We start from the raw sequence: 25,827 nt of genomic DNA on the forward strand, positions 1-25,827 counted from the left end.
GGGAGAGAAGAACAGTGAGCGAAGGCGCGAGCTACGCCGCCGCCGGGGTCGACATCGAGGCCGGTGACCGGGCCGTCGAGCTGATGAAGGAGTGGGTGGCGAAGGCGACCCGCCCGGAGGTGGTCGGCGGGCTCGGCGGGTTCGCCGGGCTGTTCGACGCGACCGCGCTGACGTCGTACCGGCGGCCGCTGCTGGCGACGTCGACCGACGGGATCGGGACCAAGGTCGCGATCGCGCAGAAGCTCGGCAAGCACGACACGATCGGGTTCGACCTGGTCGGGATGGTCGTCGACGACCTGGTGGTGTGCGGCGCGGAGCCGCTGTTCATGACCGACTACATCTGCACCGGCAAGGTGGTGCCGGAGACGATCGCGCAGATCGTGAGGGGCATCGCCGAGGCGTGTGTCGAGGCCGGTACGGCGCTGGTCGGCGGCGAGACCGCGGAGCACCCGGGCCTGCTGGAGCCGGACGAGTACGACGTGGCCGGCGCGGCGACCGGTGTGGTCGAGGCGGACGAGGTGCTCGGCGCGGAGCGGGTGCGTGCAGGTGACGTCGTACTGGCGATGGCGTCGTCGGGGCTGCACTCGAACGGGTACAGCCTGGTGCGGCACGTGTTCTTCGACCGGGCCAAGTGGACGCTGGACCGGATGGTGCCGGAGCTTGGTACGTCGCTCGGCGAGGTGCTGCTGACGCCGACGCGGGTGTACGCGAAGCACTGTCTGGAGCTGATCGAGGAGCTGAACGGCGGCGACGACCGGCCGCTGCACGCGATGTCGCACATCACCGGCGGTGGGTTCGCGGCGAACCTGGCGCGGGTGATCCCGGACCAGCTGTCGGTCCGGATCGACCGGTCGACGTGGACGCCGGCGCCGATCTTCGGGCTGGTCGGGCTGCTCGGCGACGTCGCACTGCCGGAGCTCGAGAAGACGCTGAACATGGGCGCCGGAATGGTCGCCGTACTGGACCCGTCCGCAGCCGACGCCGCGATCCAGGCGCTGGGCGCGCGGGACATCCCCGCGTGGGTCTGCGGCGAAGTCACCGCGACTCCTGGCGGCACGGTGACCCTCGAAGGCACGTACGCAAAGTAGCGCCCAGGCGCAGCACTCGTCAGTGTGAGAGCGCCGACCACAAGGAAACCAGCGACGACGAGCTGCCAGCACGCTCCGCCGGGCAGCAATGCTCGGCGGAGTGCACGGGATCCTCAGTCGCCCCCTGACGGCGGATCCCGATCGAGCGGCCCGACGCCTCGGGCTGTTCGATCCGCTGATCCGCCACAGCAGGTGCTGATGTGATGGAACACGTCGGGCGCACGGTGAACTGCTCAGGCACCTGAGAGGCGCTTGAGCAGCTCAGCCGGGCTGATGATGCTTACCGACGGGGGTGGTAGTCGTCGGCGTCGTAGTCGTCGCCGTCGTTGTCGCCGTTCGCAGAACTGTTCCCACCCTGCTCACCGGACAGCTCTCGCTTGAGCTGGTCCAAGTCGGTGTCCCAGGTGCGGTACTTCAGGTCGCGTGCGACCTTCGTCTGCTTGGCCTTTGCACGGCCGCGCCCCATAGCGTCGACCCCCTCGCACAAGTCAACCGGGTACGCTGCGTGGCGCCCACGGATCAGTCGTCAGTAATCGTGGTTCAAGGATACCCGGAGCTGAGGATCGACACACGCACCGCCCCCGGGCCGGGCCTTCCAGAGGTCCGATCACAGCATCGGTGGGGCGGGCCGATCCCCTCGAACCGGCCCGTCCCACCGCGTCAGATCCCCCGCTACTTGACCTCGCGACGTGAGCTTGCCCACAGTCCGACGATGGTCGGCAGGACGATCCAGACCCCCACCGCGGTGAGCGTCTCCGGCACCATCCCGTGCAGGTCACGCTCCGCGATCCGCCCGAGCGCGCCGAACACGTCCAGCCAGTTCGCGTTGTCCTTGAACAGTGCCGGGCCGGCCAGCGACCAGGCGGTCGGCGCGATGAAGAACGCCAGGATCGCGACCGCGGTCTGCGGGATCACCGCACCGAACGCGGCGCCCATGACGACGTTCAGCGCGACGGTCAGGTACGCCCCGACCAGCTGCCCGCCGAGGCCGGCGTACGACATCGTGCGGTCGGTCAGCGCCCCGGTCAGGGCCGTGGTGGCGAGCGCCACCGCGACGACCCCGGTCATCACGACCACGCTCAGCACGACCGCCGAGACGAACTTCGCCAGCTGTACCCGGACCCGGCGCGGCGACAGCGTGAACGTGGTCAGCGCGGTCCGCTGGGTCCACTCCGACGTCATCGCCATCACGCCGATCACCGGCAGCAACAGCATCACCCCGGTGGACGCGGCGCCGAGGAACCCGTCGAAGCCGGCTCCCCGCGTAGGCAGGTGGGTCGCCTGCCAGGTCAGCGCGGCGATCGCGACCAGCAGGATCGCGGCGATCAGCACCCGGCCGCTGCGGGTGTTGACGGACTTGCGGAGCTCGATCGTGACGAGCTTCAGAAAGGACTGACCGCGGGCGGGCGGCAGGCTGGTCGCCACCTCGCTGCGGTGCTTGGCGTTCGTCACGGGCGCGACGTCGGTCACGGTGGTCATCAAAGTCTCCAGGAAGAAGGTGGGTGATCAGGCGGCGGCAGGCGTGGCGGTGAGCTGGAAGAACAGGTCCTCCAGGCCGGCACCGTCGCTCTGGCGGAGTTCGAGCAGGATCTGACCGGCAGCGGCGGCGGCGCGCCCGACCTGCTCGGCGGTGGCGTCGACGCGCAGCGCGCCGTCCTGGGCCGGCTCGGCCTGCAGGCCGGCGGTGGTCAGCGCCGCGCGCAGACCGGCCGGGTCGAGACCGCGGACGAGCGTGCCGGAACCGGCGAGCAGCTCGTCCAGCGAGCCGTTGGCGACGATCCGGCCGCCGCCGATCACGACCAGCCGGTCGACGGTCGCCTGGACCTCACCGAGCAGGTGGCTGGACAGGATCACGGTGCCACCGCGGGCGGCGAAGTCCTGCAGCAGTCCACGCATCCACCGGATGCCCTCGGGGTCCATACCGTTGGCAGGCTCGTCGAGGATCAGTACGGCCGGGTCGCCGAGCAGGGCGCTGGCGATACCGAGCCGCTGCCGCATACCGAGCGAGTACTGACCGACGCGGCGCTTCGCGGCGTGGCTGAGGCCGACCGCCTCGAGCATCTCGTCGGCGCGCGTCTTCGGCACCCCGAGGAGGCTGGCGTTCAGCAGCAGAGTCTCGCGGCCGGTCCGGCCTGGGTGCTGCGCGGCGGCGTCCAGCATGACCCCGACGACCCGGCCCGGGTTCGGCAGGTCGGCGTACCGCTTGCCGGTGATGGTGGCGGTGCCCGAGCTCGGCGGCGTCAGCCCGGTGAGCATCCGCAGCGTGGTGGACTTGCCGGCGCCGTTCGGCCCGAGGAAGCCGGTGATGCTCCCCGGCTGGACGGTGAACGACACGTCCTGGACAGCCGTGGTGCTGCCGTAGCGCTTGGTCAGGTTCTCGACGGTGATCATGACATCGAGTCAACCGTCCGGACCCCCTGCCGCACATCGGACGACCGACTGCAGCTACCCCCTACGAAAGTCGTCCGGGACGGCCCTGGAACCCACCCGGAAGGGGGACGTGATCGCGTCGTCGGTCGAACTACAGTGACGGAATGCGACGGTTGCGCGAGTGGTATGCCTGGTGGATCAGGCATGCCCCGCGGCTGCGCGACATCCTGTACGTCTGCTTCAGCCTGCTGACCATCGTCGCGCAGGCCGCGTCCGGCGGAGGCGGCTGGAGCCCCAAGGACTGGTACGTGCTGGGCGCCGGCATTGTTGCCTCGATCGCCCTGTTGTGGCGCCGCCGGTTCCCGGTGACCGTCACCGCGATCGCCGTCCTCGCAATGCTCACCGGGGGAATCTTCGTCCCGATGGGCCTCGCCCTGCTGACGTTGGCGATCCGCCGCCGCGACCTCGCGCTGGCCGTCCTCGGTCTGGCCGCGTACGCCGCGTACGTCCTCTACGGGCTGGGCAACCGGAACCAGGTCTGGGTGTCGGTCTTCACCGGGCCCTTCCTGGTCGGCACCTGGATCGCCATCGGTGCGTACGTCGGTGCGCGCCGCGACCTGATGGCGTCGCTGCGGGACCGCGCCGAGCGGGCCGAGGCCGAGCGCGAGCTGCGCAGTGAGCAGGCCCGGCTGGGCGAGCGGGCCCGGATCGCCCAGGAGATGCACGACGTACTGGCCCATAAGGTCTCGCTGATCGCGCTGCACGCCGGCGGCCTCGAGGTGAACCCGACGGTCGGCCCGGACCGGGTCGAGGGTTCCGCCCGGCTGATCCGCGAGACGGCCCGGCAGGCGATGGAGGACCTTCGCGAGGTCCTCGGCGTACTGCGGACCGACGTCAGCGTGGCCGGTGCCGACCTGGCCCCGGTCCCGAAGGCGGCCGACCTGGAGCGGCTGATCGCCGCGTCGCGGGACGCCGGCGTGACCGTGGGGTACGACGGTGCGCTGCCGGACGACGTACCGGTCCTGGTCGGGCGCACGGTCTACCGGATCGTCCAGGAGTCGCTGACGAACGTCCACAAGCACGCCCGCGGCGCGGCGACCGATGTCGAGGTGCACGGCGCCCGCGGTGACGGCGTGACGGTGAGGGTGACGAACGTACGGCCGGTGGCGGCTGGTTCACTGCTGCCTGGTGCCGGCGCCGGGCTGGTCGGTCTCCGCGAGCGGGTGCAGCTGACCGGTGGCCGGCTGTCCACAGGGCCGACGCCGGACGGCGGCTGGCGGGTCGAGGCCTGGATACCGTGGGACGACCATCGGCAGGACAGCGAGCCAGTGCTCGTGGACGAAGGAGAACGATGACACGGCTGCTGATCGTCGACGACGAGGCGCTGGTGCGGGCCGGGCTGAAGATGATCCTCGAGTCCGATCCCGAGCTCGAGGTGGTCGCCGAGGCCGAGGACGGCGCGGACGCCGCCTCGATGGTGAAGGAGCACCGGCCGGACGTCGTCCTGATGGACATCCGGATGCCGCGGCTGGACGGACTGGCCGCGACGCGGGAGGTACAGGCGCTGCCGGACCCGCCGAAGATCGTCGTACTGACCACGTTCGACCTGGACGACTACGTGTTCCGGGCGTTGCAGGCCGGGGCGAGCGGGTTCCTGCTGAAGGACACGCCGCCGCGGGAGCTCGTACAGGCGATCAAGGTGGTCGCGGCCGGCGAGGCGATGCTGTCGCCGGCGGTGACCCGGCGGCTGATCGGGCACTTCGCCGGGGACCCGCGGGCCGACCGGAAGCGGGCCGCCCAGGAGCGGATCGCCAAGCTCACCGAACGCGAGCGAGAGGTGCTGGTCGAGGTCGGCCGCGGCCTGCAGAACGCCGACATCGGCCGGAAGCTGTTCATGAGCGAGGCCACCGTGAAGGCCCACGTTTCCAGGGCCCTGGTGAAGCTGGACGCGACGAACCGCGTCCAGGTGGCGATCCTGGCGTACGAAGCGGGCCTGCTCGACGATTAGGGCACGTCTCCTAATCGCGCGAGAAGACGTACACGGCAGTGAGGGCCCCGGTGAAGACGGTGAGCCCGATCAGCACCGGGTAGTACCACGCCGGGGCGCCGTGCCAGACGAAGAACTCCTGCCCGGAGAACAGCACCCGCCAGAACGGCTTCCCGGTCGCGTCCGCCTTGGCCGACATCGCATGCATGGTGCCGTAGCTCTCCAACGCCACCGCGGCGATCCAGAACCCCACGGTCAGGCGCTTCACGCCGGTCAGTCTAGGCAGCGGCGATGAACGAACAGGAAACCGGCCCGGCCGTCGGAGGGGTGGGGGATCGACGGCTCGGACCGGTTTCGGAGTCAGCGTGCCTGGGGGAGAGGACGCTGACGACCGGCCGGCGCCCACTTGGGGGAAGGGTGCCGGCCGGTCAGGACTCAGACGCGCCCGAAGGCGATGCTGCTGGTCCAGATCTTCGCCTTGGCGACCGGACGTCCCGGCCGCGACGAGTGCCACAGCATGTTCGAGCCCGCGTAGATGCCGACGTGGTACACGCCGCCGCCACCGTTGCGGAAGAACACCAGGTCGCCCGGCTTCGCGGCGCTGCGGCTGATGTGCTTGGTCGCGGCGTACTGCTGACGCGCCGTACGCGGCAGCTTCTTGCCGGCGTACTTGTACACGAAGCCGGTGTAGCCGGAGCAGTCGAAGCCGCGGGTGGTCGTGCCGCCGTAGCGGTACGGCGTGCCCTTGAGCTTGGCGGCCTCGCGGAGCACCTTGGCCCGGAAGGTCGTCGTACCGGTCGAGACGCCGTGGTTGCCGTACAGCACCTTGTGCTTCGCGGCCCAGGTCAGCCGGCCCCACGTCTTCTTGTCGGTGTAACCGGTGGCCTTCAGGCCCCACGACGTCTGGAACTTCTTCAGGATCCGGACGGTGCTGCTGCCGAAGTAGCCGTCCGGACCCAGGTGCAGGGCCTTCTGGACGTACTTGACGGTCGGGCCGGAGTCGCCGAGCCGGAGGAGGGGCCGGCTCGGGATGCTGGTGTGACCGCGCTGCTGGGCAGCGGTCATGGCGGTCGTCGACGCGGACGCCGGGGCCGCGGTGGTGGTGACGCTGAGGGCGGCTCCACCGCCGACAGCGAGGCCGACCGAGAGGACGGCGGCTGCGGCCCGGGGGGTCCCCGGACGGGAGGAACGGCGGTGCTTCGCCAGGGTCCGGCCGGTGGGCCGGTCAGTACTGGACTCAGCGTTGACGGCGCGCGAAAGCGACGTCCGTCGGGCAGTGACGGGCATGGTTGTCTCCCGACGCCTGTGAAGTTAGCTGTCGGGTTCGGGCTGGGATTGATAGCCCGGTCCGCTCCCGCGGACTTCACCCCAGGGTTTCGACCACTCACGGTCGAGACCCAACTTCCTGGGTCCCCCACCTCCGCCATTGGTATTCGAGGGGAGCACACGAGCCTGGCGGAGCTCGGCGTTGACTCGTGTGCAATTCGTGTTGGTTACCGAACCGCCGACGACTGTATAACAGAACGATCACGACGCAAACCCTCAGATCCACAATGTCGTTCTCAAAAGGCCCTGAAAGGGCCTCTGACGGCTCAGCAAGTGTGGGTGAACACCAGGTGTCCTGAGCGCGTCTGAGCGGGGCGGAGGCGGCAATTCAAGGTTTTGGTGTGACCTCGGTCACATTCGCTGGTGGCTTTCTGTGACAACGAGCACAGAGGGTGGTCAGGGCACCCTAAAGTCCTTTCGCGTTCAGCTAGTTCCGAGCAGCTCCCGGAAGCGTTCCAGACCCACGTTTCCGCCGGAGAGCACCACTCCGACGCGCTCCGGCAGGCCGTGGATCCGCCCGGCCAGCAACGCGGCCAGCGCACTCGCTCCGCTCGGCTCCAGAACGATCTTCAGCCGCTCGAACGCGAACGCCATCGCGGCCACGATCTCCGCGTCGCTGACCAGCTCGAACGACTCGACCAGCTTCCGGTTCACCGCGAACGTCAGCTCGCCCGGCGTCGCGATCGCCTGCCCGTCCGCGATCGTCCGCGGTACGGCGATCTGCTGCCGCTCACCCGCCGCCAGCGACCGGGCGTGGTCGTCGCCCGCCTCCGGCTCGACCCCGATCATCCGGATCCCCGGCGACAGCATCGTCGCCGCGGTCGCACAGCCGGCCATCAGCCCACCACCGCCGACCGGGACGAGCAGTGCCCCGAGGTGCCCGACCTCCTCGATCAGCTCGAGCGCGACGGTGCCCTGCCCAGCCATCACGTCGTAGTGGTCGTACGGCGGGATGAGCGTCCGCCCACGCTCCGCGGCCAGCTCCTGCGCCAGGGCGGTTCGGTCCTGCGTGTACCGGTCGTACGTCACCACCTCCGCCCCGTACCCGCGGGTCGCGGCCAGCTTCGTCGGCGGGGCGTCCTCCGGCATCAGGATCACCGCCGGCGTACCGGCCAGCCGCGCCGCCAGCGCGACCGCCTGCGCGTGGTTCCCGGACGAGTACGCCGCCACGCCCGCCGCGAGCTGCTCCGGACCGAGCCGGCTGATCGCGTTGTACGCGCCGCGGAACTTGAACGCGCCGATCCGCTGGAAGTTCTCCGCCTTGAGGAACACCTGCGCCCCGACCCGTTCGTCGAGCGTCCGCGAGGTGAGTACCGGCGTACGGTGCGCCACCCCGGCGAGCCGGTCCGCGGCGGCCTGGACATCTGTGAGACTCAGCCCGGTCATAGAGAGACGCTAGAGCATGTCAAGACGCGCCGGCCCGCTCCGTACTGATGGATGAAGGCGCCCGATCGGCGGGAGCCGGGTCCGAAGGAGACATCGTGAAGTACCTACTGATCCTCAACATCAACACCGAGGTGCTCGAGGCCCTGCCGGAGGAGGAGCAGCAGGCCATCGGTGCCGGGCACCAGAAGTTCATGGACACGATCAAGGCGTCCGGGGAGTTCGCCGGCACGCTGGCACTGACACAGCCCGCGGAGTCCGCGGTCGTGAAGGTGCGCAACGGCGTACCGGCGGTGACCGACGGGCCGTTCGTGGAGTCGAAGGAGTTCCTCGGCGGCTTCTACCTGATCGACGTCGCGTCCCGCGAGCGGGCGGCCGAGCTGGCGGCGATGATCCCGGACGCGTCCATCGAGGGGCTCGGGGTGGAGATCCGCGGCGTGGTGTTCGCCGACGGGATCTGAAACCGAAGGGGTTCTCCACCCGCGGTGGAGAACCCCTTGTTTTCTTGAGGTTTCAGTCGGTCTGGTCGTCGACGTTCGCCTCGGCGGCGTTCCGCTTGATCGAGTCGATCCCGTTCAGCGCTGAGGCCTTGGTCTGGTAGCTCTCGCTGCTGGTTGCGATCACTTCGCCGTTCCCGGCCTTCAAGCGGAACCGGAACTCGCCGGACTTGTCCTTGTACAGCTCGAACTTCCCCGCCATTCGATGTACCTCCATAGAGAGTGGTATCGCTCAGTTTCGGAGCGTAGTCCTCTCGGGCGGGTTCGTGCGGCTCAGACACCCGTTCTCAGTGTCGGCTGATCGAGAAGGCCGCGGATGCCGGCCACGACCAGGTCGACGCCGATCGTGTAGTACCGGTCGCGGGACGACGGGCAGATCAGCGAGCCGGCCGCGGCGGTGATCAGCGGGTACTGCGTGGGCGAGAGCGCGCCGAGCGAGGCCCGCTTGCGGCGCAGCGACGCCTCCCGGGCCTCGGGGTCGCTCACCTCGCGGGCGATCGGGTCCGTGGTGACGAGCGAGATCAGCGAGCAGATCGACTGCCGGCCGACCTCGGCCGCGTCGTCGACCGAGAAGCCGCCCTCGACCAGCAGGGCCAGCGCCCGTTCAGCAAGCGCGAGACCGGGCTCGGCGACCAGGATCCGGACCAAGGTGAGGTCAGCCAGCCGCGGGTGACCGCGGAGCGCGTCGACGAACGCGGTCAGCAGCGCGTGCAGCTGCTGGTCCCACGGCTCGTCGGTCGGCTCGGGCAGTACGACGTCCGCGAGCAGCCGGTCGCCCAGCGCCGCGAGCAGGTCGTCCTTGTCCTTGAAGTGCCGGTACATCGCCATCGGGGTGACGTCGTGCTCGGCGGCCAGCTTCCGGAACGAGACAGCGGCCGGCCCTTCGTCGTCGGCGATGGCCAGCGCGGTGTCCACGACCCGCTCCGGATCGAGCCGGCGGGCGGTCTCCTTGGTGATCACGTTGACAAGTCTACACCGTAGACCTAGTGTCTACTACGTAAGCTTACGCCGTATACATACGGTGTAGACCTGACTCTGAGTAATGAGGTACGGCGATGCGACGCAGTCCTTGGGCCACCCTGGCGGTGCTGGCTCTCGCACAGTTCATCGTGGTGCTCGACGTGACGATCGTGAACGTCGCGCTGCCCCACATCCAGGCGGACCTGCACTTCTCCGCCGACTCCCTGCAGTGGGTGATCAACGCGTACACCCTGCTCTTCGGCGGCTTCCTGCTGCTCGGCGGCCGGATGGCCGACCTGCTCGGCCCACGCCGCGTCTTCAGCGCGGGCCTCCTGCTCTTCGGCGCCACCTCGCTGATCGCGGGGTTGTCCAACTCACCCGAGTTCCTGATCGGTGCCCGGGCGGTCCAAGGCCTCGGCGGCGCTCTGCTGTCCCCGGCGGCACTCGCCATCCTGACGACGACGTTCGCGCACGGCCGGGAACGGAACATCGCGATGGGTGTCTGGGGCGGCCTGGCCGGCCTCGGTGGCACGCTCGGTGTTGTCGCCGGCGGCGTACTCGTCGACTCCCTGAGCTGGCAGTGGGTCTTCTTCGTCAACGTACCGATCGTGCTCGCACTGGTCGCCCTGATCCCCGTCTTCGTGCCGGACAAGCGGCACACGACGGGCCGTAGAACCTTCGACACCCTGGGCGCTGTTCTCGGTACTGCTGGGCTGATGGCTGTCGTCTACGGTGTCGTGCGTTCGGAGCCCGCTGGGTGGGGTTCTTTCGAGGTAATCGGCGTACTGACAGCAGGCGTGATTTTGCTGGCTGCCTTTGTCTTCGTCGAATCCCGGTCGGCTGCGCCGCTGGTGCCGCTGCGGCTGTTCCGGTCGCGGGCGCTGAGTGTCTCGGGCGCCTCGCTGGCGTTGAACGGCGCGGGGTTCCTGTCGATGTTCTTCCTGACCGCGATCTACCTGCAGCAGGTCCGTGGCGACAGTGCGCTCGAGGCCGGCGTGCACTTCCTCCCGATGGGTGGCGCGGCGATTGTCGGTGCCGTACTCGCATCACAGCTCGTACAGCGGCTTGGTACTCGCACTGTGCAACTGGGCGGCGCGGTCCTGAGTCTCGGTGGTCTCCTGCTGCTCTCGCAGGCCGACGCGACCGGGAGCTACGCGAGTCAGTTGCTTCCGGGGCTGATCGTCTTCGGGTTCGGCATCATCGGAGTCGGCGTACCGGGGCAGATCAACGCGGTCTCCGAAGTACGTCCGGTCGAGGCCGGTGCGGCGTCCGGGGTGGTGAACGCCATGTACCAGGTCGGCGCTGCGCTCGGTCTGGCGATCGTCACCACCCTCTCCATCGCCCACACCACCCACGAACTGACCCATGGCGCCACCCAACTGCAGGCCCTGCAGTCCGGGTACGAACGAGGCCTGCTGGCAGCCGCCGCCTTCGCCGTGGCCAACGTCCTCCTCACCCTCGCCACCCCCCAACTGCAGCCCACCCAAGAACAACTCACCGAAGCCGCTGCCGCCGCATAACTTGCCCAAGGCAACCACTGTCGAACCTAGGCTGGTTGCCGTGCGCAAACTCAACTGGCCGAACTGCAGCAACGCCAGAGACCTCGCCGGCCTACCAACGCCGACCGGCGAGGTCCTGCCGGGCAGACTGATCCGCAGCGACAACCTTGATCAACTGATTGCCGAAGGCCTCGCAGCTGTCGAGGCCGCCGGCATCACCAGATTCGTCGACCTGCGCAGCGCGTGGGAATGCGCGACCTTCCCGTCCCCGTACGCGACCGACCCCCGCTGGCACAACGTCCCGCTCTGGGACCCGGCAGACGAGGACGTCTCCGGCTTCGACCTGTACGAGCAGTACCGCGTCCTCGTCGACGACTACGCCGGCCGCGTCGCGTCCGCCGTCGCCGCGATCGCCGAGGCTCCACCCGGCTGCGTGGTGGTCAACTGCCACGCCGGCAAGGACCGGACAGGCGTCGTCATTGCCCTGACCCTGGACCTGCTCGGCGTACCGCACGACAGGATTGCGGCCGACTACGGCGACCCGTCCGAGACCATCTTGCGGCTGCTGGCCCACGTACGGCAGCGGCACGGCGGGGCGTACGGCTACCTGTTGCGGGCGGGTGTGACTGATGGACAAGTGGGTGGTTTGCGCAGTCGGCTTACGGGGTGATCCCTGATGTTTTGCTCGGCGGCCGCCTGCTCCCGGCGCGGCTGCTGCACGAGATGAAGCAGCCGGGCATCGAAGGCGGTACGTACGGGCTCGGGCTGTCCTGGCACACGACCGCGTGTGGCGTCGAGGTGTACGGCAACGACGGCGACGCGCTCGCGTACCAGGCGATCTGCCGCGGAAACCGGTCACTCGATGTGACATTATCCGCTCGGCGGTTTGGTGATCCGGCGAAACGGCGAGACTGGTATGGATGCACACGCTGTCCATCTCCCGAAGGGGTCCGGGACCTTGGAACTCGCCATGCTCGGCGCCGATGACTGGCCGATCGCCCGGGAGGTTCGCCTCCGCGCGCTGAAGGACTCGCCGACGGCGTACCTCGCCGACTACGAGGACGAGGTGACCGTCGGTGAAGCCGGCTGGCGGGAACGGTTCACCCGGATGCACTGGGTCGTCGCCCGGGACGCGGCCCGGATCGTCGGGCTGGCGAGCTCGGTCCGGGTGGCCGGCCGGCCGGCGTGCGAGCGGCACATCGAGTCGGTCTGGGTCGACCCGCGGTACCGCCGCAACGGCGTACTGCGGGCGCTCCTCGGCCGGCTCGCCGCCGAGGAACCAGCCGTCACCGAATGGCGCGTCTGGGTGCTGGACACCAACACGGTCGCACGCGAGGTGTACGACCGCCTCGGCTTCAGTCCCACCGGCGAACGCCAGCTGCTAGCAGACGGCTCCGGCCGGCGCGAGATCCGCCTGCGAGCGGGTCGGTAGTCCGTAGCCGCAGGAGATCCAGTTCGACAGCTGCAGCTCGGTCAGTGCGTCCTGCTCGTTCAAGTTGCTCGGAAGGTGGCCGTACATCTTCTGCCAGCGCTTCTCGTCCTGCTGCCAGCTCTCGATGAAGTCGGCGCACAGGTCCGGAGAGATTTGGGTGGCAACGTCCTTCGCGGTCAGCAGCGAGTTCCACATCCGGTCGTACTCGCCGTGCTCGAGCCGGTGCTCCACCTGTTCGAGTCGCGTGATCGTCTGCTCGATCGTGTCGAGCCGGACGTCCTTGTACTCCTTCCAGTGGCCCGGGCTCATCGCCGTCATCAGGTGCTCGTCGAAACCCTGCGGTCCGCTCTCGAGGGCCGCGTACAGACCTTCGGCCAGCAGGTCCCCGAACTCCTCCCGGGCGGCGCGCATCGGATCGGCGAACGGGTCGTACTGCAACTGGCTGACCTCGCCGATCTTCGGCAGCGTCCGCTCCGCGGCGTGCCGGGCGAAGAAGAACCAGTCCTCGTTGTACACGTCGGCGAAGAACGACAGATCCGGAGCCCGCAGGTTGACGCCGAGGGTGGCGCCGCTGACGAACACGTCCTGCCGGAACCCGACCCGCCGGCGAGCGTGGCAGACCACCGAGTTGTCCGGGAACTCCCGGCTCACCATCGATGCGACGGGATGCCGGTCGAGGTGTCCGGCCAGTCGCCTGACGTCCCACGACTTGAGCGCGCGGATGTCGTCGTCGATGAACATGATCTTGTTCCATCCGCGCAGCCGGCCCAGCAGCAGCCCGATGTTCCGCTTCGCGCTGAGGTCGCTCGAACGGTTCGCCGAGGCCTCGCGGAACCGCTCGGCCGAGGTCAGCGGCGGCGCGCACGGAGGCCGGTAGTCCTCGGGTACGTCGATGACGAGGGCCTGGGCGCCGAACGTCTTCTTCACCCGCCGGACGACCTGCTCGATCTGCGCCTGCCGGCTGCAGAGGATGACCAGCGGTACGTCGAGCCGTGCCGCGAGCGAGATGACTGTCTGCAGCTCGGACGCCGGGCGCGCGGCGGGGACGACGATCGCGTCGGGAGCGGCGCTGGCGGATGCGGGCAGCGCGGCAGAGCCGTCGCAGAGGAGACCCGCGTGCGACGACTGGATTTGTCTGGACCGGCGGCTCATTCGTCCCCGTCCTCCGGAGACCATTCGAACAGCCGGTTCTCCTCGATCTCCAGGTCCGGCGTGACCGCCTCGCCGTTGACCACCGGAACGCGCATCAGCAGGCCGAAGACGCCGCCCGGGAACCTATTGGCCAGGTAGGCCTCGTTCCGCTCACGCACCGAGTCGTCGGTCAATGTGCGGACCGCGCCGAGGACGCCGCGGCTGTAGACGCCGTTGCAGATGGTGATCGTCCTGCTGTGGTTGAACGGGTTGGGGAGGCGCGCGAACAGCGCAACGTCCTCGACCAGCTCGCGAGGAGTGCTGCCGCGCCAGGCGTCCTGGGCCTGGTCCGCCTCGATCTCGTCCTTCGACGGCGTGTCGTCCTCGGGCGGGATGTCCTTGCGTTCTTCCCAGATCGGCCGGTACTCGCGACCGTCCCGGGACCGGAAGATCTCACCGTCGGCCAGGTCCGGTACCGACAGCTGCCGGATCGGCAGGTTGTCCAGGACCCGCAGCAGGCGGCTGGTCACGCGGTTCCAGGCGATGCCGCCGATGAGGATCAGATGGCCGGACAGGTGATCGGCGCTGACCTCCGACGGCAGCCGGTGCCGAGTCCTGAGCTCGGGGTTGGAGGCGCGGACATGTCCCCACATCTCGATCAGCGCGTCGAGATCGGCGTACTTGTACAGCTTGGTGAAGTTCGGGTTGGTCGCTTCGGCCAGGTGCGAGCGGCCTTCTTCCGGCACCTCCGGGCAGATGAGCGTGATCCGGCCGGACTCGAAGTCGAAGGTGTACGAACTGCTGGACTGCGGTCTGCCGGTCTGGTGTTGCCGGATCTCGTCCCGCAGGCTGACCAGCTCACGGTGCAGCATGCTGAAGCGCTCGCGCTGCGCCGGCGCCAGCTCCTGCTCGCGCGGCACGCGTTTCGGTGCTGGAGAGACGGCGAAGAGGAGCGCGTACGAACGCAGCCGCTCCTCGGGTGGCAGTTTCGGGTTGGACTGCGACTCCCACGAGCTGATCGTCGCCACCGCGACGCGGCTGTCACCGCCGACGCTCAGGGCGTTCGACAAGTCCTTCTGCGTGAGTCGCTCGGACTCTCGCAGGTCGCGCAGCCGCCTGGCGAGTCGTACGGCCTCTGGAGAGGGCGCCACTGTCACTCCTGAAATGGTCAACCAAGTGCGGGTGTGCCGGACCGGCCGATCCAACACCCTGCTCTACCCGACTTCACCGAGCCCTGCTGTACTGCTTCACCGAGTCCTGCAGTACTGCGCGCCTCCGGGGGTCACCCGGCGCCTTCCCGTCTGCGACGGCTGGGCCCTGCTGCGCGGTTCCCTCGCCCCATTGCTCCTGACAAACTGGCGATAGACCGTAGTACACCGTAGCTCTACCGTAGTACCGAACTCGACCTGAAGCCAACTGAAGCCACACGACTCGCTGGCAAACTCCCCAAAATCCGGGCCCGCGCACCGATTTCTCAGGCAGTTGTCAGGTGGCACGTTTGCCTTCGCCCCTTACTGCAACTGAGGTAACATCCAAGCGGGGGCAGGGCAGATACCGCCGCGGATATGGGCTCGCGGTTCGTAGCATGCCGACGGGTTGAGCACGGGGAGTTTGGGGGGAACGGTATCCGGTCGAGTGACCGGTGACGTTTGAGTGGCGCAGCAAGGGGGCTGCTCCGCGCGACGCGCTCGCGACTTCGCTGTCCGATGCGCGCGTCCGACGTCATCGTGCCGATCGACGGGGGCCGCCCCTGCGTGTTTGGGGCCGGGGAGCGTAGATGGCGAAGAGCCGAGACCGTGAGTCGGTGATGAACCGCGTCGATGGCGCCCGCGTGGTGGCGCCTCGGGTGGACGGCAGGGCCGCGCTCTACAACGTACAAGGCCTGCGTGGCATCGCCGCATTGATCGTGGTCGTTGCCCATGTCTTGGGTCCGGGCGGGTTCGAGGAGCGGGTCTTCGGGTCGCGGTGGATCTCGTGGGTGGATCTGCCGGCCAACACCGGCGTGGACCTGTTCTTCGTCATCAGCGGCGTCATCATGGTCGTCACGACCTGGCGTACTTTCGACCGGCCCGGCTCGGCACGGCGCTTCCTGCTCCGGAGAGTCGTGCGCATCTACCCGCTGTACTGGATCGTGAGCTCCACCATCATCTTCCTGTATGCGGTGAGCCCTGGCAGTGTGCGGTTCCAGGTCGGCCAGAGCCCCAACATCCTGCAGTCCTATCTGTTGCTGCCCCACGAAGGACGACTCCCCCTGCTCGTCGCGTGGTCCCTCGTCTTCTTGATGTACTTCTATCTGGTGTTCGCCTTCGCCCTGCTGCTCGGCAGGGCGAGGTTTCCGTGGGTCATGATCGGCTGGGTCGCCGTGACACTGACGCTGTATGCGACGGTCGGGCACACGAGGAACCCGTACCTGGCGATCGTGGCCAGCCCGCTGAGCCTCGAGTTCGTGCTCGGTGCGTTCGTCGGCCTCGCCGCAGTCCACGGACGGCTGTTGCGGCCGTACGTCGTGCTGGCTCTCGGCATCTTGACGTTCTCCGCGTGCCTGGTGTTTCTCGGTATGTCGGGCTGGCACCGGTTCCCTTCGGACGGCGTACGCGTCCTGCTCGTCGCGGTCCCCGCAGGCCTGGTCGTCTACGGTGCCGTCGGCGTCGAGACGAGGTACGGCCGCATAGTCCCGCCGTTCCAGCGACACTTGGGCGACGCCTCGTACTCGCTGTACCTGACGCACGTACCGGCCCTCACCCTCCTGGTGACCGTATGGACCAGGCGACTGCCGACCGGCCCGGTAGTGCACGCCCTCATGCTGCCGGCCGCTCTTCTCTACGTGGTCGTCGGAGCACTGCTGTGCTACGCCTTCATAGAGCGCCCATTGCAGAACGCCACAGCCCGCCTCCTACGCCGACCACCACGCCCCACCGCGCCGAACCCCGAGCGCCACACGTCAGAGGTGCGCTGAACGACCGCCGGCCACAGGCGACATCTCCAAGGCGGGTCAGCCAAGGTGCCGGGCGAAGAACCGGAGCGTGCTGTCTACCTCGAAAGCCGGAACCTCACCATGCATGCCAGGGTTGGCGTGCAGCGTCTTCTCGGTCGAGGCGAACGCGTCGAACAGTGCCAGGCTCTGGGCCCGCGGCACCCGTTCATCCTCCCACTGCACGAGAAACTCCACCGGAACGGTAATCCGAGCGGCGGTCTCGAGTGAGACCTCCGCACCGCCCAGGCCCAGCACCGCCGCCCGAACCCGAGGCTCGGCGGCAACAAGCGGAACACCAATCACGCAGCCCAGCGACACACCCCAGTAGCCAACTGGGCCAACGCCAACATGATCGAGGTCCTGGACCTCGTTGAGTACTCTCTGCCATTCCGGCACGATCTGGCGCACAACGAGCGCCTGGAAACGGGCGATCAGCGGGCCCAGTCCCTCACCGCCGTCAAGCCGGGCCTCGTACTCCGTCGCGATCCGGGCGAACTCCTCATGTTCCGGCCGATCACCATGGCTGGGCGCATCGACCGCCACCACAGCGAAACCACACTCGACCACGAAACGGCGCGCACGCTCCACAATGTCAGAGCTCTTCTTGTCCTGACCACCGCCATGCCCCATCGCAATCAGGGGCCGGCTACCGCCGGGACCTCGTGGAGTCCACAGCACACCAGGAATGTCCCCGACGAGAAAGACCTGTTCGAAGACCCCGCCGGACGACGTCTCAGACGTAAGGCGCATACCGTTCCGGGCCTTTCGGCGTGCCTACGGCGGTGCTTTCGAGCGTGTTGCGCCGTTGGTCCTCCATAGATTCCCCTTTGTCGACCATCGAGGGGATTCAACATATCGACCCATTGGACACCTAGGCCCCTTGTCGGGCGCGTGCAACATCCGCGCAACTACGCTGAAGCGAGCCACGGGGACTGGCGGGTGGGCCGACATGGTTCAGTTCACGCTCGGACATGGTGTTCAGGGGGGCGGTCGTCGGGGCGCGACCGCTAGAGCGGAGGCCGAGCAGAGTCCATGTCGGCCCGGTGTTCTCGGAACTGACGGAGGCGGTCATCTAGCCACTCATCAGTGATGAAGAACGCATTCTGTCCATGCCGCTCGTCATTCGTCCACCGGTACAGGCGTTGTCGGCCCTGCGGATCGGTGGCAGGGCGCGCATGTAGGAGGTGGTTGCGATCCGCTGAAGCTTCCTTGAGCGCCTTGCCTGCGATCGTCAGGTACGACCTGACCCTTGCATCGGAGACCTTCGGGAGCGAGTCATTGATGCGCCCTGCGATCTGCCCCATAGGTAGTCCGGCCAGTTCCGCGGTTGTCAACCTCGCGGGCAAATGCCTGCTTAGCCGCGTCAGATCACCCAGGATGAGCCATTCAAGCCATGCGACCTCGTACGCCAGTTCGCCGATCTTCTGAAGATACTGCGGCTCCGGACCCGCCATTTCAACTCCTTCGATAGATACGGACGACGGGCGCCGTCTCCGTCGACACCGTTCCACACGAGGCAACTTAGGCGTAGTTCAGGCGACATCGCAGGCGCCTGCATGGTGAGGTCTCTCTATGGTTGGCAATATTCCGGAACGCGCTGAACCATTTCTTCGCGACAACCGGCGTCCCGGAGATCCTCGAAAGAAGTCCGGGAGGCGGTGCCGGATCGGGGCAGAACAGTAGGCTTGATCGTGTTGACCCGGCCCTACGAGGATTGCCATGGGCACCGCATCGAAGTTCATCACCGGAGTCGCCGGCATCGCCGCCGTGGTGCTGCTGTTCGCGGGCCAGTTCGTCGGCGCGATCGGTTCCCGCACCGAGCCGGCGTTCGACAGCTCGACGCAGGAGATCGTGGCGTTCCTCCAGTCGCTGCGCAGCGGTCCGCAGACCGCCGGCACGGTGATCGTCCTCGCGGGCATGGTGGCGTTTCTGACCTTTGCCGCCGGGCTGCGTGATGTGCTGGCGCCCACCGGTGAGGGCGTGCCGGTACTGGCGGTGCGGGCGGCCCAGCTCTGCACGGTGGCTCTGGTCGTCGCCGTGACGGTCGGCGGGTGGGAGCTTGCCGTGCTGCGGGCCAGCGACCTCGACCCGCAGATCGCCCGGCTGATCTACGACCAGGGCAGCCTCACATTCGCGAACTCGTGGGTGCTCCTCGGAGGCTTCGCCGCTGGCGCCGGCGTGGCTGTGCTCACCGGCCGGGCCGTACCCGCCTGGTTGGGCTGGTGGGCGCTGGTCGCCGCCGCGGGGTTCGTGGTCGCCCGGGCGCTGTGGCTCAGCACGTTCTGGCTCCTGCCTTACCTCCTGCTGTGGCTGTGGATCGTGATAGTCAGCATCCTGCTCCTCGTCCGCGCCCACCGGCCAAAAGGTGCAGCGAGCAGCCGATCGGTGGGCGCGTAGTTGACGGTCAGCACCCGGGCGTAACTCCGCCACGATCCGTTGCCGAGCTCTCGACGGCATGCGTCGTCCGTGCGTTGGCCGCCGTCCCAGGTGATCGCCAGGCTTCTAGTCTGTCGCGAATCAGTTGGCAGACATGTCGTACCTAATGTATCGGGATCTACGGGGAGATTCCATGGGAGCCTTGCTACGCCAAACAGGCGATGACCACTCATGGGCCCGATCTTCAGGGGCGTGCATCGTCCGTGCAACTACGGATGGTCGCTGAGGGGGTTCCCCGGGACTGGCGGGTGGGCCGAGGTGGCCCGGTGCACGCTCGGAGATGGTGGTGAGGGGCGGTCTGAACCGCCGACCTTCCGCTTTTCGTTCGACTGAGGTGGGGCCGGGTGCAACGAGGCAGGGACGCCTAGCGGCTCGGCTCTTGTCTGCCGGCGGTCCCTGAGGCCAGCCGTTGCTGGACCTGTCGCTGGACCTCCTCGCCTGGGACGCTGCGGTTATCCACAGCGGTGCGTATCCCACTTGTGACAGGCATCGGCTGTGGGGGACTCTGAATTGTGCCTGGGTGAGGTCGTGGGCGATGGGCTGGCCACGACTACGAGTTGGCGGAGCGACACCATCGGACCGACACCACTACGGCCATATACCACGATCCGCCGCACAACGTACCGCCACACGCCCGCGAGCCAGCAGGCCAGTCCGGGCTCCGGAGCCGTAGGGTGGTCACCATGTCCGGCAACGAGCAGAGGATTCGCAACAGTGACCGCGGACTCTAAGCCCGGCCTTATTACTGCACTGGAGCAACTCGACTATGCCGGTGACGAGGGGCTCGTCACCGAGTCGACTCATCGACTCCCAGGGCCGCGTGACTATGTGTGGCAAGACCTGCACACGAAGGTCGGGCTTGAGGCAGCTTTCTTCCGCGATGGGGTTCCTCTGGTCGGTTTTACGGCTGAGACTAACGCGAGCAACTTGGCAGGTATTCGACGCAGACTGTGGAACTTCGGAAAAGTTCCATTGCTTCTGAATGTCGGGTCTGAAGGAATTACCGCTTACAACGCCGTAACGAATCCGCACAGGCCAGAGGACGGTACTCTCGCTACCGAGAGACGGGCTGATACCGCACACGGCCTACTTGAGGCATACAAGCGGAATCAGGTTACGGCCGGGAGTTTCGCGCGTCAGCATGCAGCAGCGTACAGAGGCTCCGCGCGAGTCGATCGGGCGCTTCTTTTTAACCTCGACTATTTGCGCCAAAGGGCGGCTGGCAACGACTTAAGCCACAGGTCGGCACTCGATGCGGTGACCGTGGGCCTGTTTGTAGCGAGTTATCTAGCTGATAGAGGAATCCTTACCACCGGCCACCTTGAAAGTCTAGCAGGCGTGCCGTCGCTGCAAAGTGCGCTCGAAGGCGGGCGCCGTTCGGTGCGGCGACTTTTCGAGGGCCTCGCGGAGCATTTCAATGGCGATGTCTTTGGCCCCATACCAGGCGCTCTTTCCAGCATTGACGATCAAGACCTGCTGGGTCTTGCCGCGCTTCTTCAGGGTGACGATCTGCCATCAGGCCAACAATCGCTTTGGCCATATGACTTCTCGGTCCTGCCTGCCGACTTGGTCGGAAGTATCTATGAGCAACTCCTCCAGGAGAGCCGCCGGGTCGAAAGCACTTACTACACGCCGCGCTTTCTGGTTGACATGCTTCTTGACGAGGTTCTGCCGTGGGACTCCACTCAGCGAACCCTGGTCGACCTCGCGTCTGGAAGCGGGGCCTTCATGACTGAAGCCTTCAGACGAATGGTCTACGCAGAAGGTTCGAGGTTAGGTCGGAAGCCGACCTATGCAGAGCTTGAGAGCATTCTGAAGAGCCGCATCTTCGGCGTAGAGCTAAATCCAGACGCAGCGAGGATTGCCACCTTCGGGCTGTACCTTGCGCTGTTGGAGCAACTTGATCCTCCGACTGTTTGGGAGACGGCGGTACTGCCAAAGCTCCTCGACACAAACGTGGTGGTGTCAGACGCCTTCGGCGACCACTCCCTCAGGGACAAGAAGTTTGATGCCGTTGTCAGCAATCCGCCATGGCGCAGCAGGTTGACGCCGGAAGCTGCCCGATTTATTCGTAGAACCAAGCTGCCAGTCTCGGATAGGCAACAAGCGCAAGCCTTTCTATGGCTCGGAAGCGAGATGCTCTCACCCGAGGGAGCGATTGGCCTTGTCATGCCAGCTAGGCCCTTACTCCACAACAGAAGCGCGCCTGCGCAGTCATTCCGCACTGAGCTATTCACGCGCCTCAACGTAAGGGCAGTTGTAGACCTGTCGGCGATCCGGCGCGACATCTTCTCATCCGCGGTTGCCCCTGCCGCGCTTCTGGTAGCAGACAGGAGGCGAGTTTCTGATGACGACAGCGGCGTCCTCGATGAGCGCGAAGAGGTGCTTCACGTTGCGCCGCACATTCGCCTTCTTAATTCAGCCATCGACGCACTTACGATCGCGCCGGAGGAGGTCCGGTCGGTGAGTATTCGCCAGGCGATTACTCGGCCTGACATCTGGAAGGTCATGCTGTGGGGCGGCCCACGCGATCTTCAATTGATAGACCGGATCAGGTCGTCATTTCCGACCGTCGCAGAGTTTGCGGCGAAGTTCGACTGGACGACCGGTCGCGGCTATCAAGTGGCCGGCGGCGATGAGAACGATGCGTCGGAGCTGCAGGGACTTCCTGACGTGCCTACGTTGGCCGTAGACCCCTTCTACATCGATCACGCAAACCTATCAACCTTCAACCGGGATTTCTTGCACCGAGTTCGCGATGTAAGTCTGTTCGCTGGTCCGCATGTCCTGATTCGTCGGACAGTGTCGCGCGATGGACTTGCTGCAGTCCTCGTGGAGGACGATGTCGTGTTTAAGGATGGAGTGATCGGCGTCGCGGCGCCCAGCGGCGATCGCCCATTGCTCGCAATGCTTGCTGCGACCATTGTGTCTTCTCTTGGCCACTATTACCACTTCATGACCAGCTCGTCTTGGGGTGTAGAACGGGACTTGGTTGAGGCTAACGAGCACCTCAGCCTGCCACTTGCCATGCCTACAGACGAGCAACTCAGCATCATCGAGAGTGTTATGGAGCACGCCAGTTCCGGGTTGACTGCGGAGCTTCGCGGTGAGCTAGATGATGTCGTTTTTGATGCCTACGGCCTGACCCCCGTTGAACGGTCGCGCGTTCTCGAGGGTGTTCGAGCTGGGCTCGATAGATTCCGCAACCCCAAGGCTTCTACAATCCCAATCTCCGACGCGGAGCTCGAACGATACGGCGAGCGGGTGCGATCAGTGCTAGCGACGACGCTGCCACGACTTGAAGTTCATTCTCAGATCTACTTTAGGGGGGACTTCCGCGCTGTGGCGATTACATTCAATCAGCCAAATATGCCAGTTGCGACTGGGGGACGTGAAGTCGACATCGAGTCGATACTTCGAAACGTGAATCGCGAGGTCGCTTCAAGCATTGGCGTTATTGCACAACCCGCCGGATTTTTCGTAGACCAGGACACTATCTACGTGGTCAAAACCTCGGACCCGGACCGCTGGTCTATGGATGCAGCCTTAAATGACGCGGACCGCATGCTCGCCGCTATAGCGTTCGGACAGTAACGTGCTGGAACAATTCAGTTCCGCCGTTCGCGGCCATCTTGCTTTGGAACTTCAGAGATACGTTGCAGAGCAAGCGGTCGATCTGCTCAAGCAATTGCTAATAGAGGCGGCAGACCTCTGGCGCGCGGAAAGTTACAGCCGATATGGCGATGATGAGCTGTCTTGTACTGTGCGAATATTCGACTGTGCCGATCGAGTTTTGCGAGCAGAGGCGCACAGATGGCCTCTCGTTCGAGTGCAGTATGATGGAACCCAGCCAACCCGGGAAATGCGAGCAGGCTTGGCCAACCCTAAGAGGGCACCTCGTCCGGACATCAACGTATTCATTGGGTCGGAACTCATTAATGTCGAAGCAAAGGTTCTCAAGTCGACATCTCCATATCCGCGGAACTACGTAGTGGAGGGGATGCATCGGTTTGTTACTGGTTACTACGGCATTGGCCAATCTGGCATCGGTGCCATGCTGGGCTACGTCGTCAATGGCACAACGGCGAGTATCGCCAGGTCGATCAATAAGGTGATTGAGAGAGAGGCCGACTTCGGGGCCTCAGCCACGATGTTGGAGGTCGGCCGGCCATCCGCGGGAGTCGTTATCTTCAGGAGCGAGCATGGGAAGGTCTCGCTGCACCACCAGGCGATCGAAGTAGCGGAGCCCGAGGATCCGCTGCACCCGGAGTAGGGCGTCTTGACCGCGGCTCGGTTCGACCCGGTCGGTCAGGCGGCGTCGGTCACTCACATGCTCAGATGAGCTTCCAGTGGGCTGAGAACCCCATTCGAAAGGAAGTCGTCCGCTACCTGGCCTCCCATCCCGGATTCGAGCGGCTTAAGGCAAGTGATCGAGCCGTCGTGTGGGTCGGAGACGCACACACCCGCGTACAGGAGGACTGCGAGCGATGCGAGGCAAGCGGGATGACCCGCCAGGTCTGCCTTGGCGAATGCGACCGCGACAGTTGGGGTGCGCGATCCGAGAGCGGCGCAGGGGATCGTTAGCGGCAGGTGTTGGCGTTGCCGTTGGCCCAGGCGTTGAGAGTGTTGAACGTGGTCGGGACCACGGCCATAGCGTCGGCCCGGAGACGCGGCTCCACTCAGTGCCGGAGCCAGACGAGACCCACCATCGAGACTGAGAGCGCCGACACGGCTCCTAAGGACGTTGCTGAGAGGTTCCCGCAGGTCACGCCGTCTGTAGACCCGTCCGCCCGTGGGCTGGCTGGGCAGGCTCCCCCGGATTACCCGGCGCCAGGGCATCTCCCCGGCTATCGAGGCGAGCACGGAGACCGCCGCCGAGGCCGAGCACGAGATGCGCCCGGTTCCGTCGTGGCCAGTACTGCTGATGGCGCTGCCCGCGTTCGTCGCGCTCTGGTCCGGCTAGGTCGGACTCGGTGAGCTGACTGGGTTCGGCGTTGTGGACCCGCTGCCGGGGATCGCGGACGGCTTCGCGATCAACTCTGCGATCAGGCTCCCAATCGGTGTCGAGAACTACGCCGCGTTCGAGCTGCAGGTGTCGCCGTGCGGCCGTGTCCCTGCCAAGGCGCGCCTGTTCGCGAAGGTGTCCGCTCTGGCACCGCCCGCACTCGTTGCGCTGGGTCAGCTCGCATACCACCTCCTAGACGCGTCAGGCGTCATGGCCGCCCCCTGGCCGATCACCACCGCCGTTGCCTGCCCGTTGCCGTGCTCGGCATGGGCTCCGCGCTGGCCCATCTGATCCACACCCGCCCCACCGACGACGGGGAGAACTGACATGTTCGAGAAGATGCGTTTGCACGATCTGCGGCACTCGTGTGTGACCTTGCTCCTACGGCCAAGGTGCGCCCGCACATAGTACAGGCGATCGTTGGGCATGCCGACGTGCAGGTGACCATGGCGGTCTACGCTCACGCGTCGCTAGAGGACCAGCGGAAGGCGCTGGAACAGCTTGAGGAGCTGGTTGCCGGATAGGCGTCGCGGTATCTGTTGCGGTACTAGCGGGAGGAACGGCGGTTCTCACATCGAGAAACCGCAGGTGGAGATGGTGGTCAGGGGCGGTCTCGAACCGCCGACCTTCCGCTTTTCAGGCGGACGCTCTACCAGCTGAGCTACCTGACCGGGGAGAAAGTTCGGCGGCGGTGTTTGGACACCGCCGCCTTCTCCTGGCGACCCAGACGGGACTCGAACCCGCGACCTCCGCCGTGACAGGGCGGCACGCTAACCAACTGCGCCACTGGGCCTTGCGACTCGATGATCTTACAGCATCCTCGAGCTAGGTTTTGCAACGGCCTTCGGCCGTATCCCCAACGGGATTCGAACCCGCGTTACCGCCTTGAAAGGGCAGCGTCCTAGGCCACTAGACGATGGGGACTCGGACCCGCGGGAGCCGAAGCTCCAGGGACAGCCGTAAGCATAGAGGAGACCGCGCCAGCTTCCAAAACGAGTTCCCTGGCACGCGAACGAGGGCGCCGCAGGTGGTCGGTGCGCGGCGCCCTGGGATCAGTTCGTCGCGTCAGGTGCGGTCAGCCGTGGGTACTGCGCTGGTTCGGGGCGGCGTGCTGGCGGACCGTTAGGGGTGGTGTGGGTCACTACGCTGGCAGCGTGATCGAGATGAGTCGGGGCGACTTCGAGGGGCTGGTCGCGCAGGCGCTGGATGAGGTGCCGGAGGAGCTCGCGGCGCTGGTCGACAACGTGGCGGTGTTTGTGGAGGACGAGCCGCCGGCGGGTGATCGGGAGCTGCTCGGGATCTACGAGGGCATTCCGTTGACCGAGCGCGGGCACTACTACGGTGGCGTACTGCCGGACCGGATCACGATCTACCGCAATCCGACGCTGCGGATCTGCGAGACCGTCGACGACGTGGTGGACGAGGTGAACATCACCGTCGTACACGAGATCGCCCATCACTTCGGTATCGGCGACGCCCGGCTGCACGAGCTCGGGTACGGCTGACCGTAGGCCGATCGCTGTCGGGTGAGGTAGCCTCGGGCGGCCGGTTTCGGGCACCGGTCCAGCCCGATATTTGAACGATCGAGCCGTGAGCGATCCCCAGCCGCCCTGGAACCCGCAGCAGAACCCGTACGGCGCCCCGCCACCGCAGCCGTACGGCGCTCCGCCGCAGCACCAGGCTCCCCCCAGAACCACGCCCCGCTGCCGCAGTACGCCCCGCAGTCTCCGCAGACTCCG

The 25,827-nt window shown here is 66.6% G+C and carries 27 protein-coding genes, 3 tRNA genes and 1 riboswitch; of the genes, 14 read left to right on the plus strand and 16 right to left on the minus strand.

Annotation, left to right across the window (positions count from 1 at the left end):
• Window positions 1–14 precede the first annotated feature (14 nt).
• Window positions 15–1,088 (plus strand): phosphoribosylformylglycinamidine cyclo-ligase, encoded by a 1,074-nt coding sequence (gene purM, locus ACZ5BU_RS28530; protein WP_465703506.1) that lies wholly within the window; start codon window positions 15–17, stop codon window positions 1,086–1,088.
• 280 nt (window positions 1,089–1,368) lie between these two features.
• Here purM and ACZ5BU_RS28535 read toward each other — a convergent pair whose 3' ends face one another.
• The 3 genes from ACZ5BU_RS28535 to ACZ5BU_RS28545 form a co-directional block, all read right to left on the minus strand.
• Complete coding sequence (locus ACZ5BU_RS28535) at window positions 1,369–1,554, minus strand: DUF3073 domain-containing protein (protein ID WP_355474918.1); 186 nt, start codon at window positions 1,552–1,554, stop codon at window positions 1,369–1,371.
• A gap of 206 nt (window positions 1,555–1,760) precedes the next feature.
• A complete protein-coding gene (locus tag ACZ5BU_RS28540) occupies window positions 1,761–2,567 on the minus strand; it encodes an ABC transporter permease (protein WP_465703507.1) in 807 nt (268 codons plus the stop codon).
• Between the two features lie 27 nt (window positions 2,568–2,594).
• A complete protein-coding gene (locus tag ACZ5BU_RS28545; RefSeq protein ID WP_465703508.1) occupies window positions 2,595–3,479 on the minus strand; it encodes an ABC transporter ATP-binding protein in 885 nt (294 codons plus the stop codon).
• A 143-nt stretch (window positions 3,480–3,622) separates the two neighbouring features.
• Here ACZ5BU_RS28545 and ACZ5BU_RS28550 point away from each other — a divergent pair, with 143 nt between their 5' ends.
• On the plus strand, window positions 3,623–4,813 hold the full coding sequence (locus tag ACZ5BU_RS28550) for a sensor histidine kinase (protein ID WP_465703509.1): 1,191 nt from the start codon (window positions 3,623–3,625) through the stop codon (window positions 4,811–4,813).
• Window positions 4,810–5,466, plus strand: a complete 657-nt coding sequence (locus ACZ5BU_RS28555; protein ID WP_465703510.1) for a response regulator — start codon at window positions 4,810–4,812, stop codon at window positions 5,464–5,466. The genes ACZ5BU_RS28550 and ACZ5BU_RS28555 overlap by 4 nt, the downstream gene beginning before the upstream one ends.
• 10 nt (window positions 5,467–5,476) lie before the next feature.
• On the opposite strand, the gene ACZ5BU_RS28560 is transcribed toward ACZ5BU_RS28555, so the two are convergent.
• The 3 genes from ACZ5BU_RS28560 to ACZ5BU_RS28570 form a co-directional block, all read right to left on the minus strand.
• Window positions 5,477–5,713, minus strand: coding sequence for a hypothetical protein (locus tag ACZ5BU_RS28560; protein WP_465703511.1), 237 nt, complete (start codon window positions 5,711–5,713; stop codon window positions 5,477–5,479).
• A 167-nt stretch (window positions 5,714–5,880) separates the two neighbouring features.
• Window positions 5,881–6,732: a C40 family peptidase gene (locus tag ACZ5BU_RS28565; protein WP_465703512.1), complete on the minus strand. Its 852-nt coding sequence runs from the start codon at window positions 6,730–6,732 to the stop codon at window positions 5,881–5,883.
• Window positions 6,732–6,900, minus strand: a riboswitch (cyclic di-AMP (ydaO/yuaA leader). It overlaps the preceding gene by 1 nt.
• Window positions 6,901–7,194: 294 nt before the next feature.
• Window positions 7,195–8,157: a threo-3-hydroxy-L-aspartate ammonia-lyase gene (locus tag ACZ5BU_RS28570; RefSeq protein ID WP_465703513.1), complete on the minus strand. Its 963-nt coding sequence runs from the start codon at window positions 8,155–8,157 to the stop codon at window positions 7,195–7,197.
• A gap of 95 nt (window positions 8,158–8,252) precedes the next feature.
• Between ACZ5BU_RS28570 and ACZ5BU_RS28575 the strand changes: the two genes are divergently transcribed.
• The gene (locus ACZ5BU_RS28575; protein WP_465703514.1) at window positions 8,253–8,615 is read left to right on the plus strand and encodes a YciI family protein; all 363 of its coding nucleotides are present in this window, start codon (window positions 8,253–8,255) and stop codon (window positions 8,613–8,615) included.
• 52 nt (window positions 8,616–8,667) lie between these two features.
• Here the strand turns inward: ACZ5BU_RS28575 and ACZ5BU_RS28580 are convergent, their stop codons facing one another.
• Window positions 8,668–8,853 carry a YegP family protein gene (locus tag ACZ5BU_RS28580; RefSeq protein WP_465703515.1) on the minus strand — a complete coding sequence of 62 codons (186 nt, stop codon included), beginning with the start codon at window positions 8,851–8,853 and terminating at the stop codon, window positions 8,668–8,670.
• 71 nt (window positions 8,854–8,924) lie between these two features.
• On the minus strand, window positions 8,925–9,611 hold the full coding sequence (locus ACZ5BU_RS28585; RefSeq protein WP_465703516.1) for a TetR/AcrR family transcriptional regulator: 687 nt from the start codon (window positions 9,609–9,611) through the stop codon (window positions 8,925–8,927).
• Between the two features lie 95 nt (window positions 9,612–9,706).
• Here ACZ5BU_RS28585 and ACZ5BU_RS28590 point away from each other — a divergent pair, with 95 nt between their 5' ends.
• From ACZ5BU_RS28590 to ACZ5BU_RS28600, 3 genes are all read left to right on the plus strand, one after another.
• Window positions 9,707–11,131, plus strand: coding sequence for an MFS transporter (locus tag ACZ5BU_RS28590; RefSeq protein WP_465703517.1), 1,425 nt, complete (start codon window positions 9,707–9,709; stop codon window positions 11,129–11,131).
• Window positions 11,132–11,171: 40 nt separating this feature from the next.
• On the plus strand, window positions 11,172–11,780 hold the full coding sequence (locus ACZ5BU_RS28595) for a tyrosine-protein phosphatase (RefSeq protein ID WP_465703518.1): 609 nt from the start codon (window positions 11,172–11,174) through the stop codon (window positions 11,778–11,780).
• A 246-nt stretch (window positions 11,781–12,026) separates the two neighbouring features.
• The gene (locus tag ACZ5BU_RS28600) at window positions 12,027–12,542 is read left to right on the plus strand and encodes a GNAT family N-acetyltransferase (RefSeq protein WP_465703519.1); all 516 of its coding nucleotides are present in this window, start codon (window positions 12,027–12,029) and stop codon (window positions 12,540–12,542) included.
• On the opposite strand, the gene ACZ5BU_RS28605 is transcribed toward ACZ5BU_RS28600, so the two are convergent.
• Entirely contained in the window at window positions 12,492–13,694 is a 1,203-nt protein-coding gene (locus ACZ5BU_RS28605) for a hypothetical protein (RefSeq protein ID WP_465703520.1), read from the minus strand. The two genes, ACZ5BU_RS28600 and ACZ5BU_RS28605, sit on opposite strands and share 51 nt — an antisense overlap.
• Window positions 13,691–14,824 carry a hypothetical protein gene (locus ACZ5BU_RS28610; protein WP_465703521.1) on the minus strand — a complete coding sequence of 378 codons (1,134 nt, stop codon included), beginning with the start codon at window positions 14,822–14,824 and terminating at the stop codon, window positions 13,691–13,693. The genes ACZ5BU_RS28605 and ACZ5BU_RS28610 overlap by 4 nt, the downstream gene beginning before the upstream one ends.
• 626 nt (window positions 14,825–15,450) lie before the next feature.
• Between ACZ5BU_RS28610 and ACZ5BU_RS28615 the strand changes: the two genes are divergently transcribed.
• Window positions 15,451–16,629 carry an acyltransferase family protein gene (locus tag ACZ5BU_RS28615; RefSeq protein ID WP_465703522.1) on the plus strand — a complete coding sequence of 393 codons (1,179 nt, stop codon included), beginning with the start codon at window positions 15,451–15,453 and terminating at the stop codon, window positions 16,627–16,629.
• Between the two features lie 36 nt (window positions 16,630–16,665).
• Here ACZ5BU_RS28615 and ACZ5BU_RS28620 read toward each other — a convergent pair whose 3' ends face one another.
• Complete coding sequence (locus tag ACZ5BU_RS28620; RefSeq protein ID WP_465703523.1) at window positions 16,666–17,277, minus strand: dienelactone hydrolase family protein; 612 nt, start codon at window positions 17,275–17,277, stop codon at window positions 16,666–16,668.
• 377 nt (window positions 17,278–17,654) lie between these two features.
• Window positions 17,655–18,101 carry a hypothetical protein gene (locus ACZ5BU_RS28625; RefSeq protein WP_465703524.1) on the minus strand — a complete coding sequence of 149 codons (447 nt, stop codon included), beginning with the start codon at window positions 18,099–18,101 and terminating at the stop codon, window positions 17,655–17,657.
• A 265-nt stretch (window positions 18,102–18,366) separates the two neighbouring features.
• Between ACZ5BU_RS28625 and ACZ5BU_RS28630 the strand changes: the two genes are divergently transcribed.
• The 3 genes from ACZ5BU_RS28630 (at window position 18,367) to ACZ5BU_RS28640 (ending at window position 23,356) form a co-directional block, all read left to right on the plus strand.
• Window positions 18,367–19,044 carry a hypothetical protein gene (locus ACZ5BU_RS28630; RefSeq protein ID WP_465703525.1) on the plus strand — a complete coding sequence of 226 codons (678 nt, stop codon included), beginning with the start codon at window positions 18,367–18,369 and terminating at the stop codon, window positions 19,042–19,044.
• 753 nt (window positions 19,045–19,797) lie between these two features.
• Complete coding sequence (locus ACZ5BU_RS28635) at window positions 19,798–22,677, plus strand: HsdM family class I SAM-dependent methyltransferase (RefSeq protein WP_465703526.1); 2,880 nt, start codon at window positions 19,798–19,800, stop codon at window positions 22,675–22,677.
• 280 nt (window positions 22,678–22,957) lie between these two features.
• Window positions 22,958–23,356 carry a hypothetical protein gene (locus tag ACZ5BU_RS28640; protein WP_465703527.1) on the plus strand — a complete coding sequence of 133 codons (399 nt, stop codon included), beginning with the start codon at window positions 22,958–22,960 and terminating at the stop codon, window positions 23,354–23,356.
• Window positions 23,357–23,663: 307 nt separating this feature from the next.
• Here ACZ5BU_RS28640 and ACZ5BU_RS28645 read toward each other — a convergent pair whose 3' ends face one another.
• Window positions 23,664–23,762, minus strand: coding sequence for a flavoprotein (locus tag ACZ5BU_RS28645; protein ID WP_465703528.1), 99 nt, complete (start codon window positions 23,760–23,762; stop codon window positions 23,664–23,666).
• A gap of 113 nt (window positions 23,763–23,875) precedes the next feature.
• Here ACZ5BU_RS28645 and ACZ5BU_RS28650 point away from each other — a divergent pair, with 113 nt between their 5' ends.
• Both ACZ5BU_RS28650 and ACZ5BU_RS28655 read left to right on the plus strand, forming a co-directional pair.
• Window positions 23,876–24,046 (plus strand): hypothetical protein, encoded by a 171-nt coding sequence (locus ACZ5BU_RS28650; protein ID WP_465703529.1) that lies wholly within the window; start codon window positions 23,876–23,878, stop codon window positions 24,044–24,046.
• A gap of 33 nt (window positions 24,047–24,079) precedes the next feature.
• On the plus strand, window positions 24,080–24,379 hold the full coding sequence (locus ACZ5BU_RS28655; protein WP_465703530.1) for a hypothetical protein: 300 nt from the start codon (window positions 24,080–24,082) through the stop codon (window positions 24,377–24,379).
• A gap of 304 nt (window positions 24,380–24,683) precedes the next feature.
• Here the strand turns inward: ACZ5BU_RS28655 and ACZ5BU_RS28660 are convergent.
• The 3 genes from ACZ5BU_RS28660 to ACZ5BU_RS28670 all read right to left on the minus strand — a co-directional run bounded on the left by ACZ5BU_RS28660 (window position 24,684) and on the right by ACZ5BU_RS28670 (window position 25,012).
• A tRNA-Phe gene (locus ACZ5BU_RS28660) sits at window positions 24,684–24,759 on the minus strand.
• Window positions 24,760–24,804: 45 nt separating this feature from the next.
• Window positions 24,805–24,881, minus strand: a tRNA-Asp gene (locus ACZ5BU_RS28665).
• 58 nt (window positions 24,882–24,939) lie between these two features.
• Window positions 24,940–25,012, minus strand: a tRNA-Glu gene (locus ACZ5BU_RS28670).
• A gap of 230 nt (window positions 25,013–25,242) precedes the next feature.
• On the opposite strand from ACZ5BU_RS28670, the gene ACZ5BU_RS28675 reads away from it, so the two are divergent.
• The gene (locus ACZ5BU_RS28675) at window positions 25,243–25,593 is read left to right on the plus strand and encodes a metallopeptidase family protein (RefSeq protein WP_465703531.1); all 351 of its coding nucleotides are present in this window, start codon (window positions 25,243–25,245) and stop codon (window positions 25,591–25,593) included.
• Window positions 25,594–25,827: the final 234 nt, after the last annotated feature.

This window comes from Kribbella sp. NPDC031520 (assembly GCF_055580825.1).

Coding starts and splice junctions, on each gene's coding strand:
- ACZ5BU_RS28535 (WP_355474918.1), bottom strand. CDS start 1,554: ATGGGGCGCGGCCGTGCAAAGGCCAAGCAGACGAAGGTCGCACGCGAC.
- ACZ5BU_RS28540 (WP_465703507.1), bottom strand. CDS start 2,567: ATGACCACCGTGACCGACGTCGCGCCCGTGACGAACGCCAAGCACCGC.
- ACZ5BU_RS28545 (WP_465703508.1), bottom strand. CDS start 3,479: ATGATCACCGTCGAGAACCTGACCAAGCGCTACGGCAGCACCACGGCT.
- ACZ5BU_RS28550 (WP_465703509.1), top strand. CDS start 3,623: ATGCGACGGTTGCGCGAGTGGTATGCCTGGTGGATCAGGCATGCCCCG.
- ACZ5BU_RS28555 (WP_465703510.1), top strand. CDS start 4,810: ATGACACGGCTGCTGATCGTCGACGACGAGGCGCTGGTGCGGGCCGGG.
- ACZ5BU_RS28565 (WP_465703512.1), bottom strand. CDS start 6,732: ATGCCCGTCACTGCCCGACGGACGTCGCTTTCGCGCGCCGTCAACGCT.
- ACZ5BU_RS28570 (WP_465703513.1), bottom strand. CDS start 8,157: ATGACCGGGCTGAGTCTCACAGATGTCCAGGCCGCCGCGGACCGGCTC.
- ACZ5BU_RS28580 (WP_465703515.1), bottom strand. CDS start 8,853: ATGGCGGGGAAGTTCGAGCTGTACAAGGACAAGTCCGGCGAGTTCCGG.
- ACZ5BU_RS28590 (WP_465703517.1), top strand. CDS start 9,707: ATGCGACGCAGTCCTTGGGCCACCCTGGCGGTGCTGGCTCTCGCACAG.
- ACZ5BU_RS28600 (WP_465703519.1), top strand. CDS start 12,027: ATGGATGCACACGCTGTCCATCTCCCGAAGGGGTCCGGGACCTTGGAA.
- ACZ5BU_RS28605 (WP_465703520.1), bottom strand. CDS start 13,694: ATGAGCCGCCGGTCCAGACAAATCCAGTCGTCGCACGCGGGTCTCCTC.
- ACZ5BU_RS28615 (WP_465703522.1), top strand. CDS start 15,451: ATGGCGAAGAGCCGAGACCGTGAGTCGGTGATGAACCGCGTCGATGGC.
- ACZ5BU_RS28620 (WP_465703523.1), bottom strand. CDS start 17,277: ATGGGGCATGGCGGTGGTCAGGACAAGAAGAGCTCTGACATTGTGGAG.
- ACZ5BU_RS28625 (WP_465703524.1), bottom strand. CDS start 18,101: ATGGCGGGTCCGGAGCCGCAGTATCTTCAGAAGATCGGCGAACTGGCG.
- ACZ5BU_RS28630 (WP_465703525.1), top strand. CDS start 18,367: ATGGGCACCGCATCGAAGTTCATCACCGGAGTCGCCGGCATCGCCGCC.